This window comes from Pseudomonas sp. BP8 (assembly GCF_017875955.1).
Classification (GTDB): Bacteria; Pseudomonadota; Gammaproteobacteria; order Pseudomonadales; family Pseudomonadaceae; genus Aquipseudomonas.
Window position 1 is genome coordinate 1,755,826 of the sequence record NZ_JAGINK010000001.1, and the last position, 16,503, is coordinate 1,772,328.

General features: G+C 63.3%; 12 protein-coding genes and 1 pseudogene. 7 read left to right on the plus strand and 6 right to left on the minus strand.

Annotated features, from left to right (window positions below; genetic code table 11):
- The first annotated feature begins 184 nt into the window (after positions 1-184).
- The gene (gene arcD / locus J3B00_RS07625) at positions 185-1,612 is read left to right on the plus strand and encodes an arginine-ornithine antiporter (RefSeq protein ID WP_209866271.1); all 1,428 of its coding nucleotides are present in this window, start codon (positions 185-187) and stop codon (positions 1,610-1,612) included.
- Between the two features lie 43 nt (positions 1,613-1,655).
- On the opposite strand, the pseudogene J3B00_RS07630 reads toward arcD, so the two are convergent.
- The 6 genes and pseudogenes from J3B00_RS07630 to gap form a co-directional block, all read right to left on the minus strand.
- Positions 1,656-2,033, minus strand: a pseudogene (locus J3B00_RS07630) (YbaN family protein); the annotation flags it as partial.
- Positions 2,034-2,085: 52 nt separating this feature from the next.
- Positions 2,086-2,691: a biliverdin-producing heme oxygenase gene (locus J3B00_RS07635; protein WP_209866274.1), complete on the minus strand. Its 606-nt coding sequence runs from the start codon at positions 2,689-2,691 to the stop codon at positions 2,086-2,088.
- Positions 2,692-2,884: 193 nt separating this feature from the next.
- Positions 2,885-5,491 carry a TonB-dependent receptor gene (locus tag J3B00_RS07640; protein ID WP_209866277.1) on the minus strand — a complete coding sequence of 869 codons (2,607 nt, stop codon included), beginning with the start codon at positions 5,489-5,491 and terminating at the stop codon, positions 2,885-2,887.
- 126 nt (positions 5,492-5,617) lie between these two features.
- A complete protein-coding gene (locus tag J3B00_RS07645) occupies positions 5,618-6,580 on the minus strand; it encodes a FecR domain-containing protein (RefSeq protein ID WP_209866281.1) in 963 nt (320 codons plus the stop codon).
- A gap of 93 nt (positions 6,581-6,673) precedes the next feature.
- Positions 6,674-7,186 carry an RNA polymerase sigma factor gene (locus J3B00_RS07650; protein WP_209866284.1) on the minus strand — a complete coding sequence of 171 codons (513 nt, stop codon included), beginning with the start codon at positions 7,184-7,186 and terminating at the stop codon, positions 6,674-6,676.
- Positions 7,187-7,351: 165 nt separating this feature from the next.
- A complete protein-coding gene (gene gap, locus J3B00_RS07655; RefSeq protein WP_209866287.1) occupies positions 7,352-8,353 on the minus strand; it encodes a type I glyceraldehyde-3-phosphate dehydrogenase in 1,002 nt (333 codons plus the stop codon).
- Positions 8,354-8,635: 282 nt separating this feature from the next.
- On the opposite strand from gap, the gene edd reads away from it, so the two are divergent.
- The 6 genes from edd (at position 8,636) to J3B00_RS07685 (ending at position 16,436) form a co-directional block, all read left to right on the plus strand.
- A complete protein-coding gene (edd, locus tag J3B00_RS07660; protein WP_209866290.1) occupies positions 8,636-10,462 on the plus strand; it encodes a phosphogluconate dehydratase in 1,827 nt (608 codons plus the stop codon).
- Positions 10,459-11,418 (plus strand): glucokinase, encoded by a 960-nt coding sequence (locus J3B00_RS07665; protein ID WP_209866291.1) that lies wholly within the window; start codon positions 10,459-10,461, stop codon positions 11,416-11,418. Before edd ends, J3B00_RS07665 begins: the two co-directional genes overlap by 4 nt.
- 97 nt (positions 11,419-11,515) lie before the next feature.
- Entirely contained in the window at positions 11,516-12,241 is a 726-nt protein-coding gene (locus tag J3B00_RS07670; protein ID WP_209866293.1) for a response regulator transcription factor, read from the plus strand.
- Positions 12,222-13,676 (plus strand): ATP-binding protein, encoded by a 1,455-nt coding sequence (locus tag J3B00_RS07675; RefSeq protein WP_281074957.1) that lies wholly within the window; start codon positions 12,222-12,224, stop codon positions 13,674-13,676. The genes J3B00_RS07670 and J3B00_RS07675 overlap by 20 nt, the downstream gene beginning before the upstream one ends.
- Positions 13,677-13,814: 138 nt before the next feature.
- Positions 13,815-15,041: an AGE family epimerase/isomerase gene (locus J3B00_RS07680; protein ID WP_209866295.1), complete on the plus strand. Its 1,227-nt coding sequence runs from the start codon at positions 13,815-13,817 to the stop codon at positions 15,039-15,041.
- 108 nt (positions 15,042-15,149) lie between these two features.
- On the plus strand, positions 15,150-16,436 hold the full coding sequence (locus tag J3B00_RS07685; protein WP_209866298.1) for an ABC transporter substrate-binding protein: 1,287 nt from the start codon (positions 15,150-15,152) through the stop codon (positions 16,434-16,436).
- Positions 16,437-16,503 lie beyond the last annotated feature (67 nt).

Consider the following 16,503-nt stretch of genomic DNA (forward strand, 5'->3'; position numbering starts at 1 on the left):
AGAATTCGTAGCATTATCAGACGGGGCTATAGTTCTCTGAAAATCTGAAAAAATTGCCAAGTGCTGGCGATAGACAAATGCGCGATGACTGCTATAGGTTTAAGCACTTAGTCTTATATAAGTGGGCTCTTTATATAGCCTTTTAAGTGTTTCAGATGGATGACATGAAACCATTGGGGGGCGCATGAGCGAACCGGGACAGAAGTTGCGCCTTGGCGCATTGATCGCGCTGGTGGTCGGCTCGATGATTGGTGGCGGGATTTTCTCCCTGCCGCAGAACATGGCCGCACGCGCCGATGTCGGCGCGGTACTGATTGGCTGGGGGATCACCGCCGTGGGCATGCTGGCCCTGGCGTTCGTGTTCCAGACCCTGGCCAATCGCAAGCCGGAATTGGATTCGGGGGTGTACGCCTACGCCAAGGCCGGTTTCGGCGACTACATGGGCTTTTCTTCGGCCTGGGGTTACTGGATCAGCGCCTGGCTGGGCAATGTCGGCTACTTCGTGCTGCTGTTCAGCACCCTTGGCTTTTACTTCCCGGTGTTTGGCGAAGGCAACACACCGGTGGCCATCGGCTGCGCCTCGTTGCTGCTGTGGGCGGTGCACTTTTTGGTGCTGCGCGGGATCAAGGAAGCCGCCTTCATCAACCAGGTGACCACGGTGGCCAAGGTGCTACCGCTGCTGATGTTCATCGTCATTGCCGCGTTTGCCTTTCGCGCCGACATCTTCACCCGCGATATCTGGGGGCTGGGCAACCCGCAGTTCGGTAGCGTCATGGAGCAGGTGCGCAACATGATGCTGGTGACGGTGTTCGTGTTTATCGGTATCGAAGGGGCGAGCGTCTATTCCGGGCGCGCGCAGCGGCGTTCGGACGTCGGCAAGGCCACAGTGATCGGTTTTCTGGGCGTGCTGGCATTGTTGGTGCTGGTCAACGTGCTGTCGCTGGGGGTGATGACCCAGCCAGAACTGGCCGGATTGCCGAACCCATCGCTGGCCTCGGTGCTCGAGCACATCGTTGGGCCGTGGGGCGCCTTGCTGATCAGCATCGGCTTGGCGGTGTCGCTGCTTGGCGCATTGCTGTCTTGGGCACTGCTGTGTGCCGAGATCCTTTATGCCACGGCCAAGGACAGGACCATGCCGCGTTTTCTGACGCGGGAGAATGCCAACCAGGTGCCAGCCAATGCGCTGTGGCTGACCAACTGCATGATTCAAGGGTTCTTGTTGATCACCCTGGTGTCGGCGGGGACGTATACCAGCCTGATCTACCTGGCCTCGTCGATGATTCTGGTGCCGTATCTGTGGTCAGCGGCTTATGCGGTGCTGTTGGCGGTGCGCGGGGAGGGCTATGACGGCCAGCCACGGGTGCGGCGCAAGGATTTGCTGGTGGCGGGCCTGGCGCTGATTTACGCAGTCTGGCTGCTGTATGCCGGCGGGCTCAAGTACCTGCTGCTGTCGGCTTTGCTGTATGCGCCGGGGGTGATTCTGTTTGCCCGGGCCAAGCATGAGCAGGGGCAGGCGGTGTTTACCCGTTGGGAGAAGCTGATCTTTGCGGCGGTGCTGGTGGGCGCGGGATTGGCGGCGTATGGGTTGTATTCAGGGGTGCTGAGCCTTTGAGCTGATGGGTGTGTGTATCGCTTGATACGGTGGTGTCTGTCGCCCGCTCTGGGCGCGACCAGATCCACAGGTTGCCCAGGCTCATGCCGCCGATCGCCAGGAACACCGGCCAGTGGTGGTCGAGAAAGATCAGCATCAGGCCTGCGCAGAACAGCATGCTGAGGGTGGCACTGACCTTGGCCCGGCGCTGGATGACCTTGCCGTTGCGCCAGTTGTACAGGATCGGCCCGAACAGCCGGTGGTTTTCCAGCCAAGCACTGAGGCGCGGCGAGCTGCGGGTCGCGGCCCAGGCAGCGAGGAGGATGAACTCGGTGGTCGGCAGGCCAGGGATGACGATGGCGACCAGGCCGATGCCCAGGCTCACATAGGCCAGGATGCCATACAGCAGGCGGGACAGTTTCGAGCGGGCAAGTCGGGTCATGGTCTCACTGCAAGGACGGCCGGCCACAAGTGCTGTGGCTGGGTAAAGCGTATCAGGCTAGCGCGGCGTCTGCAGCGTAGGCATGCTTGAGCAACGTGGTGAAGCGCTCGAAGGCGGCCACGGCACCGCGCTCGGCGGCGGCTTCTTCCTCGGCCGACAGCTCCAGGCCATCGAGGATTCGGGTGAACTGCTTCCAGCCTTCGGCGCGGCCACCGGCCGGCTCGCCGAGATGACGGGCGCCGAAACTGTCCGACAGCTCCAGGGCCACAGCGCGCTTGATCAGGAACGCGGCGCCCAGTTTGGAGCCTTCGGAGACGAAGATCCAGCCCATGGCCTCGCCCAGGCTCGGCGCTTGCAGCGCGCCGGCAACAGGTCCGGGGACTGCGGTGTTGAGGTCGGCAAGGTCCAGGCGGGCTTGCTCGGCGCGGCAGCGCTGGGCCAGGTCAGGGACGATGGCGATCAGTTGCGGGTCGTTGTAGAGCGCCTGCAGTTCTGACTGGAACAGGTACTGAGCGACGACGAAACGGGCGAAGCTTTCGCGGCTGTCGAACGGGGCGTGGGCTTTGACCAGCGCGTCCAGTTCGCTGTGGGGCGCGTGGGTGATCTGGTTCAGGCGTTGCGAGCGCAGGCTGGCGCGCTCGGCGGTGGCGGCGGTCATGGGTGTGGTCCTTGGCAAATTAGGTGTCTAGAGACAAGACGAACAAGAAGACGCGCGACAGTAAAAAAACCTCACCTGAGCGGTGTCAGTGGCGGCCTCTTCGCGGGACAAGCCCGCTCCTACAGGGTTGGTGCTGAACCTGTAGGAGCGGGCTTGCCCCGCGAAGAGGCCGGTGCTGAAACACCGCGCCCGGTCAGATATCCCAGATCAGGTTGATAGCGAAGTTACGCCCTGGCGCAGTCAGGCGGTCGAGGTTGGCCGGCTGGGTGACTGCTGCCTCGCTCTGGCCGTTGGCGCCGACGCTTGCGTATTTGCGCACGTCATCCCACTGCCAGTACTTCTTGTCAGTCAGGTTGTACAGGCCGCCATTGACGGTCAGGTCATCGGTGATCTTGTAGAAGCCGGTCAGGTCGAGCACGCCGTAACCTGGGGTACGGAAGCGCGAGCTGGAGCCGTCTGGCGCGAAGAATCGGGTGTCATCCACGCGGTTCTTGCGCTTCACCAATGTCCAACTGAGCAGGGTGCCGTAGTCAGCCTGTTCGTAACCCAGGCCAAACACGCCGGTCAGCGGGTTAATGCTGTTGAGCGGCTGGCCGTCATCGTCATTACGGCCGTACAGATAGGCGACCGAGCCGATCGAGTACAGGCCTTCAGGTGCACCGAAGTGGTCCAGGTTCAGGCGGCCCTTGATCTCGGTGCCCTTGATGGTGGCATGCTTGATGTTGCTGGCCTGGAAGCTGTTGCTGAGGTCGGCGGACTGTACGGCCTCTTCGTTGATGAAGTCGCGGTACTTGTTGTAGAACACCGCCACATCGAAGTTGCCCGCATCGAAGTTGCCGCGCAGCCCGGTTTCATAACTCTTGCTTTTTTCAGGTTCGAGTCCGGGGTTCGGTTGCACCACGTAACCCAGGCCGGGGTTTTCAAAGCGGCCATACAACGATTTGGCGCTTGGCGTACGGAAGCCTTCGGCGTACTGGCCATACCAGGTGTAGTTGTCGTTGAAGGCATAGGTCACGCCGAATTTGGGCGAAACGCGGTGCCATTTTTTCTGCGCGTCGTCGACGTCGCCTGCAGGCGTGGTCGACGAACCCTGCAAGCCGCGCAGGTAGGCATCGGTCATGTGCGGTTTGAGCTGGGTGTAGTCGTAGCGTACACCTGGCATGAAGGTCCACTGGTTCCAGCGGATCTCATCCTGGGCAAACAGGCTGTAGGTATTGACGGTCGGGTCGGGGAAGTCGCTGACCAGCGCCTGGGCGTTCGGGGCATAGCTGGCGCCGATCGACGGACAACCGGAACCGACCGCTACACAGGTCGCGTCCCCGCTGCGTGAGCCGGTCACCTTCTCGTGCTTGAGGGTAGTGCCATAGGTCAGCAGATGCTCGGTTGCGCCGATGCTGAAGGCTTTGTCAGCCTGCGCGTCGAACACCCACTGACGGTCCTTGTAGGTGGTGTTGCGTGTACGCAGGACCTGACGGACGATCGGTACGTAGAGCTCTTCGGTGTTCTGATCGGTCTTGGCGATCTGGTAGTTCAGGCTCCATTTGACATGGTCGGCCACCAGGCTATCGAGGCCGAACTCATGGTTGATGCCGAAGCGCTCGCGGGTGACGGTGTCGTTGCCGGTTCGTGTGCGGTACATGCCCGAGGCGCCCATGCCGGGGATGAAAGGCCCGCCCACGGCGCTGAGGATGTTCTGATCACGATCGTCCTTGTAACGCTCGTAGGTGAAGCCCAGGCGCGCGTCGTCGGCGTAGTTCCAGCCGGCCTTGGCGAGAATATTGGTTGTGCGTACGTCTTCAGGGTTGGCTGCAGTGCGGTCCAGCCCGGTGCCGCCGTCTTCGCCGTAGGATTCCTTTTCGTGGCCGTTGCGTTGGCTCAGGTGCAGCAGGCCGTCGAACTCACCCTGGCGTCCGGCAACCGTGGCCGAGGTCAGCCAGCTCTCGTCGGCCGAGCTGTAGCCGGTCTTCAGGCGCGCGCCGACGTCCTTGCCAGGCTTGATGATGTCTTCTGGATCGAGGGTGAAGTAACTGACCGCGCCACCAATCGCATTGCTGCCATACAGGACCGAAGCGGGGCCGCGCAGAATCTCGACGCTCTTGACGATTTCCGGATCGACGTAGTTACGTTGGGTCTGCGCGTAGGGGCCGTAGAAGAAGCTGTCGGGGATTGATACACCGTCGACTTGGGTGAGAATCCGGTCACCGTCGATACCGCGGATGTTGTAACCGTTGAGGCCACTGCGCTGACCGGTGCCAGACACTGAAACGCCCGGCTCGTAGCGGACCAGATCCTTGATGTCATTGACGTTCTGCCGATCCAGCTGCTCGCGGCTCATCACGCTGACAGTACTCGGCACCTGGCTGACGTCCTGGGCGTTGCGCGTGGCGCTGACGGTCAGTTGTTGCAGGGCGATCACGTTGCTGGCCGACTGGCGCTCGAGCACCACATTGCCGTTACCGATCTTGCGGTAGCCCACGCCAGTGCCCTGCAGCAAGCGCTTGAGCGCGGCCTCGGGCGTCAGCGAACCCTGCACGCCGGGCGACGACACCGCATTGGCAACATCAGCGTTGAAACCGACCTGCCAGCCTGTCACCTCACTGAAAGCATTGATCGCCGAGACCAGCGGCTGCTGGGCAATCGCGAAGCGATAGTCACCCATGCGCGGGCTGCTGGCCTGGGCCGGCTCTACGGCCAGCGCTGGCAGGCTGCAGGCACCGCTGGCGAGCAGCGCCAAGCTGAGCAGGGACAATTGCCCCATACGGCGGGAAGATGGAGACGGGCGAGTTTGACCTGTGGACATCGAAAGCGCTCCCAGACGCGCGGACTGTTATAGGTGCGATCTGTTCCTGCTTAAAAACAAGAATCAGTTGCATTGGCTATAACGAGACGACTGGGCTGGCGCTATCGCGTAAAAATAAATTCGCGGTCAGTTGAGAATGACTACCGCCGGGTATTCGTGCAGTTTCGCCGAAGTGATGTGGGCCAGGGCGCGCAGGGTCTCCAGCGGTTGATCGACGCGGTAATTGCCGGTTACCGCAACCTGCTCGAGCTGCGCGTTGCGGCTGATGATCCAGCCGGGGTAGTAACGGCGTACTTCAGCCAGGACCTGGCTCAGCGGGCAGTTCTCGAACACCAGGCGGCCGTCGATCCAGGCCAGGTCCTTGTGCATGTCGGGCCGCAGACGCTCGCCGAAACCCTTTGGGCCGACGCTGATGCTGTCGCCGGCGCTGAGGCGGATGCGCTGATCGCTGGTAGCCTGCAGGTCGACATCGCCACGCTGCACGCGGACCTGCGCTTCGCCGTCCAGATAACGCACGGCAAAATCGGTATCGCGCACCTGCGCCCGCAGCGGGCCGGCTTGCACTTCCAGCGGCAGCCGATCAGTGCCGCTCACCTGAAAGTACGCTTCACCTTGCAGCAGCCGAGCCACCTGGCGCCCGTCGCGCTGGTCGCTGGCGAAGGCTGAATTGGTGTTGAGCAGGACTTTCGCACCGTCGCCCAGTTGCAGGCGCTGGCGTTCGCCTACCACGGTCAGGTGATCGGCCTGCAGGCGCACGGGCAGGTTGCCTACGGTGAACAGCCCGACCAGCAGCACGGCGGCAGTGGCCAGCGGCTTCCAGTGTGAGCGCAGGCGCGCCGCGACGGTTTTGCGCCGAGTCTGGTGAATCTGTAGCGCGGCCTGGCGCAGGGGCGTGCCATTCCACAGGGCCTCGGCCTCGACATAGGCCTCGGCGTTCTGCGCAGCGGCGCTCAGCCACGCCTCGAAGGCGCGGGTATCGTCCTCGCTGGCGCATTGCAGGCGTACCAGCCAGTCCAGTGCCTCGTCCATGGCACGAGCACGGGCATCGGGCCCGGCGGGTGATGGGCGGGGGACGGGGCTGTCAGTCACGGGGGATCCTTGCGATGAGCGTTTTTTGCAAATAATCAAGGCTGCGACGAGCCAAGGCAAGGGTTTACCTTGGTCGAGTGGCGAGCGGTCGGCTCACTTGAGGCGATCAGCCACGCCCATGCAGATAGCCATGATCAGTTTCAGTTCCTTCTGCACAGTACTCGCCGAGACCTGCAATTGCTCGGCGATTTCCAGGTAGCTGGCACCGTGCAACCGGCTGAGGATGAAAATCCGCTGCTGGCGCGCACTCAACTGGCCGAGGCTGACGCTCAAGTGCTTGAGCAATTGCTCGGCATGGGCAGCGTCCTCGCTGCTGCTGGTGGGCGCGGCGACATTGTGCAGGATCTCTTCGGGTATATCGTCGACCAGCGTGCGGGCCTGTACCCGGCGCGCGCGCAGGTGATCAAGCGCGAGGTTGCGTGCGGTCTGGAAGACAAAAGGCTCAAGGTGCTCGATCGGCCGATCGCCCAAGGCGCGGGTGACGCGCAGGTAGGTTTCCTGCAGCAGGTCTTCGGCCGTGCTGGGATTGCCTACCATGCCCTGCAGCGTGCGTAGCAGGCTGAGACGCTGGGCAAGAAAGACGGTATTGAAGCGAGACTGACTCACGAGAGAACCTGACCGGTGCGGGGTGAATGATAATGCTTATCATCTATGCGGTTGGTCAAGTGTTGCTGCGGTAAAGAATTGGTAAGGAGATATCTCCAGGCGGCAAATCAACGCACAGCGCGGCCCCTGTGGGAAAGGCGATCCCACAGGGTAGGCGCAATTGGATCAGCGTGCGCTACACAGTGCCAGGCAGTTATCCAGCATGCGGTTGGAGAACCCCCACTCGTTGTCGTACCAGGCCAGCACCTTGAGCATGCGGCCGTTGGCGCGGGTATGGTTGGCGTCGAAGATCGACGACAGCGGGTTGTGGTTGAAGTCGCATGAAACCAACGGCAGGGCGTTGTAACCGAGCACGCGCGAGTGCCGGCTGGCTTCGAGGAACAGTTGGTTGACCTCGTCGGCGCTGGCATCACGCTTGAGGTTCACCGTCAGGTCGACCAGCGACACGTTGATCACCGGGACCCGTACCGCCATGCCGGTGAGCTTGCCGGCGAGCTCCGGCAGCACCAGGCCGACCGCCTCGGCGGCGCCCGTCTTGCTGGGGATCATCGACTGGGTCGCCGAGCGCGCGCGGTACGGGTCGCTGTGGTAGACGTCGGTCAGCACCTGATCGTTGGTGTAGGCATGAATGGTGGTCATCAGACCCTGTTCGATACCGAATTCACGGTGCAGCACCTGGGCGATAGGCGCCAGGCAGTTGGTGGTGCAGGAGGCACTGGAGATGATCTGGTGCGACGCCCGCAGTACGTCATGGTTGACCCCGTACACCACTGTCGCATCGACGCCCTTGCCCGGTGCCGAGATGATCACCTTGCCTGCGCCTGCGCTCAGGTGGGCGGCGGCCTTGGCGCGGTCGGTGAACAGCCCGGTGCATTCGAACACCACGTCGATCGCTTCGGCCTTCCAGGGCAGTTCGGCCGGGTTGCGAATGGCGCTGACGGCAATCCGGTCGCCATTGACCGTGAGGCTTTCGTGATCGGCGGCTACCTCTGCATCAAAGATGCCGTGCACGCTGTCGTACTTGAGCAGGTGGGCGTTCATTGCGCTGTCGCCCAGGTCGTTGATGGCGACGACCTGCAGGTCCTGGCGGTAGCCTTGGGTATACAGTGCGCGCAGGACGTTGCGTCCGATGCGGCCGAATCCATTGATGGCGATGCGAAGGGTCATGGGCAATACCTCTGGCAGTCGTTGGAAGGCTGTGGCACAAGGTGTGTGACCGAGAAACCTGCCTTCGCTGAAACGGTTTTGTTATTGGAATAACAAGATTATTCGTTATGGGATAGAAAACAAGCCCTTTTGATGGCAGTATTTTGTTTAAACATACAACGAGTGGTCGGGCGAGCTGCTTCCGCGATGCACCAGGCACCATTACCTTGAGCCTAGGTCGCAATCGTTTGGAGGGGAAATTGCGCTTCAGACCACCCTTATCGTCAGCCTGGAGTCCAGTACATGCACCCGCGCATCCTTGAGGTCACCCAACGGCTGACCGAACGCAGCCGTCCCACCCGTGAGCGCTACCTGCAACTGATACGTGGCGCGGCCAGCGACGGGCCGATGCGTGCGGCCCTGCAGTGTGCCAACTTCGCCCATGGCGTGGCTGGCTGCGGCGCCGAGGACAAAGGCACGCTGCGCATGATGAATGCGGCCAACGTGGCGATCGTCTCGGCCTACAACGACATGCTCTCGGCCCACCAGCCGTACCAGCACTTCCCCGAACAGATCAAGCAGGCCCTGCGCGACATTGGCTCGGTCGGCCAGTTTGCCGGGGGCGTGCCGGCCATGTGCGATGGCGTGACCCAGGGCGAACCCGGCATGGAGCTGGCCATCGCCAGCCGCGAAGTGATCGCGATGTCGACTGCCATTGCCCTGTCGCACAACATGTTCGATGCGGCGCTGATGCTCGGCATCTGCGACAAGATCGTCCCCGGCCTGATGATGGGTGCGTTGCGCTTCGGCCACCTGCCGACCCTGTTCGTCCCGGGCGGGCCGATGCTCTCGGGCATCTCCAACAAGCAGAAAGCCGATGTGCGCCAGCGCTATGCCGAGGGCAAGGCCACCCGTGAAGAGCTGCTCGAATCGGAGATGAACTCCTACCACAGCCCCGGCACCTGCACCTTCTATGGCACGGCCAACACCAACCAGCTGGTCATGGAAGTGATGGGGCTGCACCTGCCGGGCGCATCGTTCGTCAATCCGTACACCCCGTTGCGTGATGCGCTCACCGCCGAGGCGGCGCAGCAGGTGACGCGGATGACCAAGGCCAGTGGCAGCTTCATGCCGCTGGGCGAGATCGTCGACGAGAAGGCGCTGGTCAACTCGATCGTTGCCCTGCACGCCACCGGCGGCTCGACCAACCACACCCTGCACATGCCGGCCATCGCCCAGGCGGCAGGGATCAAGCTGACCTGGCAAGACATGGCCGACCTGTCCGAGGTGGTACCGACCCTGTCCCACGTCTACCCCAACGGCAAGGCCGACATCAACCACTTCCAGGCGGCAGGCGGCATGTCGTTCCTGATCCGCGAGCTGCTCGATGCCGGGCTGCTGCACGAGGACGTCAACACGGTCGCCGGCCCTGGCTTGCGCCGCTACACCCAGGAGCCGTTTCTTGAGGACGGTCGTCTGGTCTGGCGCGAAGGGCCTGCGCAGAGCCTGGACGAAAGCATCCTGCGTCCGGTCGCGCGGCCGTTCTCGGCCGAAGGCGGCTTGCGCGTCATGGAAGGCAATCTTGGCCGAGGAGTGATGAAGGTGTCTGCGGTGGCCCCGGAGCACCAGGTGGTCGAAGCCCCGGCGCGGGTATTCCATGATCAGCAGTCGCTGGCCGATGCGTTCAAGGCGGGCGAACTGGAGCGCGACTTCGTGGCCGTGGTGCGCTTCCAGGGCCCGCGCTGCAATGGCATGCCAGAGCTGCACAAGCTGACGCCGTTTCTCGGCGTGCTGCAGGATCGCGGCTACAAGGTCGCGCTGGTCACCGACGGACGCATGTCCGGTGCATCGGGCAAGATTCCGGCGGCGATCCACGTCTGTCCCGAGGCTTATGACGGTGGCCCGCTGGCACGCGTGCGTGATGGTGATATCGTGCGGGTCGATGGTGTCGAAGGTACGCTGCAGGTGATGGTCTCGGCCGAGGAACTGGCCAGCCGTGACCTGCCCGCCGCGCCGCTGGGCAACGACCTGGGCTGCGGGCGCGAGCTGTTCGGCTTCATGCGGGTGGCGTTCAGCTCGGCCGAGCAGGGCGCCAGCGCCTTTACTTCTGGCCTGGAGAATCTCACGTGAAAGACCTGCTGGTTGGCGACATTGGCGGTACCAACGCACGTTTTGCCCTGTGGCGCGACAACCAGCTACACGCTGTCCAGGTGTTTGCCACCGCGGACTACACCAGCCCTGAACAGGCGATCGAAGCCTACCTGCGGGAGCAGGGTATCGCCCGTGGTGGCTTGGCGGCGGTATGCCTGGCGGTTGCCGGGCCGGTCGATGGCGACGAGTTTCGCTTTACCAACAACCACTGGCGCTTGAGCCGCAAGGCCTTCTGCCGGACCTTGCAGGTCGAACACCTGCAAATGATCAACGACTTCTCGGCGATGGCCCTGGGCATGACCCGTCTGCGCGATGGCGAGTTTCACCAGGTGTGCGCGGGCGAGGCTGACCCGGTGCGTCCGGCCCTGGTGATTGGCCCGGGTACCGGGCTTGGCGTGGGCAGTCTGTTGCGCCTGGGCGAGCAACGCTGGCTGGCGTTGCCGGGCGAGGGCGGGCATGTCGACCTGCCGGTGGGCAACGCTCGCGAAGCGGCCATCCATCAACAGATGCACCGGCAGATCGGTCATGTGAGTGCCGAGACGGTGCTCAGTGGCGGCGGGTTGGTGCGGCTGTATCAGGCCATGTGCGCGCTGGATGGCGATACCCAGCGGCACACCTCGCCGGCTGAAATTACCGATGCCGCCCTAGGCGGCGAGCCGCGCGCACTGGCGGTGGTCGAACAGTTCTGTCGGTTCTTTGGGCGGGTGGCGGGCAACAATGTGCTTACTCTCGGCGCGCGGGGTGGGGTGTATATCGTTGGCGGTGTGATCCCGCGGTTTGCGGAGTTGTTCCTGCGCAGTGGTTTTGCCGCAAGCTTTGCCGACAAGGGCTGCATGAGCGGGTACTTCGATGGGGTCCCGGTGTGGTTGGTGACGGCTGAGTTTTCCGGCTTGCTGGGGGCCGGGGTGGCGCTGCAGCAGACGCTGGAGCACTGATTGCGCGGGAGTGCTTGCCCCGCGATAGCAGCACCGGTTACCCAATAAAAATAACAGCGGGCAGACAGACCCGCGTCGACCATGGGAAGGGACTTTTGTGAGTACTGCCGCCAGATCGATCCTGATGGTCGACGATGACCAGGACATCCGCGAACTGCTGCAAATCTACCTGAGCCGGGCGGGCTTTCAGGTTCGCGCCGAGGCTGACGGCCAGGGCTTTCGCCAGGCGCTGGACAGCATGCCGTGCGATCTGGTGATCCTCGATGTGATGCTGCCCGATGAGGACGGCTTCAGCTTGTGCCGCTGGGTACGCCAGCATCCGCGCCTTTCGCGGGTGCCGATCATCATGCTGACCGCAAGCTCCGACGAGGCCGACCGGGTCATCGGCCTGGAGTTGGGCGCCGACGACTACCTGGGCAAGCCGTTCAGCCCACGCGAGCTGCAGGCACGCATCAAGGCCCTGCTGCGCCGCGCCGAGTTCGGCCAGGCGGCTCCGGCCAGCGCTGTGTTGGCCTTCGACGACTGGCGCCTGGATACCATCAGCCATCGCCTGTTCCACCGCGACGGCGAAGAGGTGATTCTCTCCGGCGCCGACTTCGCCTTGCTCAAGCTGTTTCTCGACTATCCGCAGCAGATTCTCGACCGTGACACCATTGGCAACGCCACGCGCGGCCGCGAGCCGATGCCGCTCGATCGTATCGTCGACATGGCGGTCAGTCGTCTGCGCTCACGCCTGCGTGACACTGAAAAACCGCCGCGACTGATTCGCACTGTACGCGGCAGTGGCTACCTGTTGGCGGCGCATGTCTGCCCCGGCAACTGAGCGCCGCTGGCGCCTGCTGCCGCGCTCGCTGCTCGGGCGCATGCTGCTGCTGACCCTGCTGGTGGTACTGCTCGCCCAAGGCCTGTCGAGCCTGATCTGGGTCGCTCAGTTACGCGCCAGCCAGCTTCAAGGCCTGCAGGCCAGCGCGCGCAGCCTGGCCCATTCGATGAGTGCCAGCGTCAGCTACTTTCGCTCGTTGCCGGTAGGCTATCGACCCATGGTCCTCGACCAGTTGCGCAGCATGGGCGGCACGCGTTTCTTCGTCTCGCTCAACGAAAAGCCGCTGGACATGTCAACGTTGCCGATCACCCCGCGCAAGCGGACGGTGATCGACGTTTTCGAGGAGGTACTGCACCAGAGCCTGGGTCAACAGCTGGAGATTTCGGTCGAGTTCGTCAGCCCGGACGAACTGCGCATTTTCAACAGCGGCCTGAAACTGGATGAGTTGCCGCGCTCCTGGGCGCACTACTCGCTGACCCTCGAACCACTCAACCCGCCTGTGCTGGTGACGCAGATCCGCCTGGCCGAGGGCGAGTGGCTGTACATCGCCTCGTTGCTGCCGGAGCCGTACACCAGCCTCGAAACCGAGCGGCTGCCGCGCCAGCAGATCGGTTTCATTGCCCTGACCACGGCGCTGTTGCTGCTGTTCATCGGCTTGCTGGTGCACTGGCAGAGCCGGCCGTTGAAGCGTCTGGCGCGGGCGGCGCGCGAGATGTCGCTGGGGGCCGACGTGGCGCCGGTGACCGAGGGCGGCGGCAGCGAAGTGGTGGAGGTGGGGCGTGCCTTCAATAGCATGCGCGAGCGTATCAGCCGCTACCTGACCGAGCGCAGCCAGCTGTTCAGCGCCATTTCGCATGACTTGCGCACGCCGATCACCCGCCTGCGCCTGCGCGTCGAGCTGCTTGATGACGAGCACTTGCAAGCCAAGTTCAGCCGCGACCTGGACGAGCTTGAACTGCTGGTCAAAGGCGCGCTGCAGTGCGTGAAAGATACAGATATCCACGAGAACATCGAGCCGGTCGACCTCAATCAGTTGCTGGAGATTGTCGCCGAGCCGTACCTGGGTGACGGCCGAATCACCCTTGAAGGTCGCGCGCTGGCACCATACCCAGGCAAGGCCTTGGCCCTGCGGCGGTGCATCGGCAACCTGGTCGACAACGCCATCAAGTATGGCCAGCGCGCTCACCTGCGCATCATCGATGATGGCGCAGGGTTCGTGCTGCAGGTCGACGACCAGGGGCCTGGGGTGCCGCAGCAGCGCATGGAACAGGTGTTCGAGCCGCATTTTCGCCTGGCCGGGCAGCAACAGGGGTATGGCTTGGGGTTGGGGATCGCCCGCAACATTGCCCATAGCCATGGCGGCGAGGTGAGCCTGTTGAACCTGCGCGAGGGCGGGTTGCGGGTGACCTTGTGCCTGCCGCGTACGGCCGAGTGAGCGCTGCACACACGCCAGCCTGTAACCATTCGGTGACATTTGCACAGGCCTTCGTGACATGGCGGTCACCGGCATCTGGCTAGAATTCGCTTCAGCGACAGGCACCCGGCCTGTTCTCGACAAGGACGCCGCAGGTCGATGCGCAACGATGACTCCTCCGGGCAGACCGCCTGGCGCAAGGCTGAAGCCAAGCGTCTGCTGACATTCGCCAAGGCCTCACGCCTGCCGGCAGGCTTCGGTAGCCTCGACGGCCAAGGGCGCTTGCCCGCTGCAGCCAGCGCCGACACGCTGAACACCGCACGCATGACCCATTGCTTCGCCATGGCCCACCTCCAGGGCAGCCCTGGCTGCCTGGAGCTGGTCGAGCACGGCGTCGCCGCCTTGCTCGACCCCTTGCGTGATGCCCGCCACGACGGCTGGTATGCCTATCACGATGGCCACGGCGACCCTGGCAAGGCAGCCTACCTGCATGCCTTCGTCGCGCTTGCCGCCAGCTCGGCGGTCGTCGCTGGTTGCGCGGCCGCAGGCGGACTGTTGCAAGCCGCCACGCAGATCATCGAACGGCATTTCTGGGACGAGGAGGAGGGCGCCGTGCGCGAAGCCTTCGACCAGGGCTGGCAGCATCAGGAGGCTTATCGCGGCGCCAACAGCAACATGCACGCCACCGAGGCGTTTCTCGCCCTGGCCGATGTCACCGGCGATAGTGTCTGGCTTGAGCGCGCACTGCGTATCGTCGAGCGGATCATTCATGGCCATGCCCGGCGCAACGGCTTCGTCGTCATCGAACACTTCGACCGGCACTGGCAACCCGTCCTCGACTACAACATCAATCACCCGGCCGACGGCTTTCGCCCCTATGGCAGTACCCCCGGGCACAGTTTCGAGTGGGCTCGGCTGGTGTTGCATCTGGAGGCTGCCCGCGAGCTGGCAGGTCTGGCCAGCCCCGATTGGCTCCTGCCTGCCGCCCGCGGCCTGTTTGCCAGTGCCTGCACGCACGCCTGGCACGCCGACGGTGCTCCGGGCATTGTCTACACCCTCGACTGGGACAACCGCCCGCTGATCCGCCAGCGCCTGCACTGGCCGCACGCCGAGGCCAGCGCCGCAGCCGCAGCCTTGCTCCAGCGCACTGGCGAAGCGCAGTACCAGCAGTGGTATCGCTGCTTCTGGGCATTCATCGAGACGCACCTGGTCGATCGTAACGATGGCAGCTGGCACCACGAACTCGACCCAGGCAACCACCCCAGCACGACCATCTGGTCGGGCAAGCCTGACCTCTATCACGCCTACCAGGCGCTGCTCCTGCCCGACTTGCCGCTGGCGCGAAGCCTGGCGAGCGGGCTGGCGCGGGCGAATGTCACCAAGTGATGACATTCGCACAGCGCTTCGTTACCTGACGTTGCCCACAGCGTCAGTACACTCCTCTGCAACGCAAGCGAGAGTCTTGCACTGCATAACAACAAGAAAGGTACTTCGATGAATTCCACTCTGCGCCTCACCGCCGCCATCTCTCTTGCCTCGCTCTTGCCCCTGAGCGCCCTTGCCGCCGACTCCAAAGGAACTGTGGAGGTGGTGCACTGGTGGACCTCAGGCGGTGAAAAAGCCGCTGTCGATGTGCTCCGGGCCCAGGTCGAGAAAGACGGCTTCACCTGGAAAGACGGCGCCGTAGCAGGCGGCGGTGGCGCAACAGCGATGACCGTGCTGAAGAGCCGGGCAGTCGCTGGCAACCCGCCAGGCATCGCCCAGATCAAAGGTCCGGATATCCAGGAATGGGCATCGACCGGGCTGCTCGACAGCGACGTGCTCAAGGATGTCGCCAAAGCCGAGAACTGGGATGACCTGCTGGAGAAGAAAGTCGCAGACACGGTCAAGTTCGACGGCGATTACGTCGCCGTGCCGGTCAACATCCATCGGGTCAACTGGTTGTGGATCAACCCCGAAGTGTTCAAGAAGGCCGGCATCGACAAGGCGCCGACCACGCTGGAAGAGTTCTATGCGGCCGCTGACAAACTCAAAGCCGCCGGTTTCATCGCGCTTGCCCACGGTGGTCAGCCATGGCAGGACAGCACGGTCTTCGAAGCGGTGGTGCTGTCGGTGATGGGCGCCGAGGGCTACAAGAAAGCCATGGTCGACCTCGACAACCAGGCGCTGACCGGCGCGCAGATGGTCAAGGCGCTGACCGAGCTGAAAAGGATTGCGACCTACATGGACGTCGATGGCAAGGGTCAGGACTGGAACCTCGAAGCGGCCAAGGTCATCAACGGCAAGGCCGGCATGCAGGTCATGGGTGACTGGGCGAAGAGCGAATGGACCTTGGCCAAGAAAGTCGCCGGCCAGGATTACCAGTGCGTGCCATTCCCCGGGACCGACAAGGCCTTTACCTACAACATCGACTCCCTGGTGGTGTTCAAGCAGAAGGATGCCGGTACCTCGGCAGGCCAGCAGGACATCGCCAAGGTAGTCATGGGCAAAGATTTCCAGAAGCTGTTCAGCAGCAACAAGGGCTCGATCCCGGTGCGCAAGGACATGCTTGCCGACATGGCCGGGCAGGGCTTCGATGCCTGCGCGCAGACCTCGGCCAAGGACTTCCTGGCCGATGCGCAGAGCGGCGGCCTGCAGCCGAGCATGGCGCACAACATGGCGACCAATCTGGCCGTGCAGGGGGCGTTCTTCGATGTGGTGACCAACTACATCAACGACCCCAAGGCGGATCCTGCCGATGCGGCGAAGAAGCTGGGTGCGGCGATCAAGGCCGCTCAGTAAGCCGCTCCCGCGACCACACACTGACCCTGTAGGAGCGGGCTTGTCCCGCGAAGAGACCCGCCCAGAC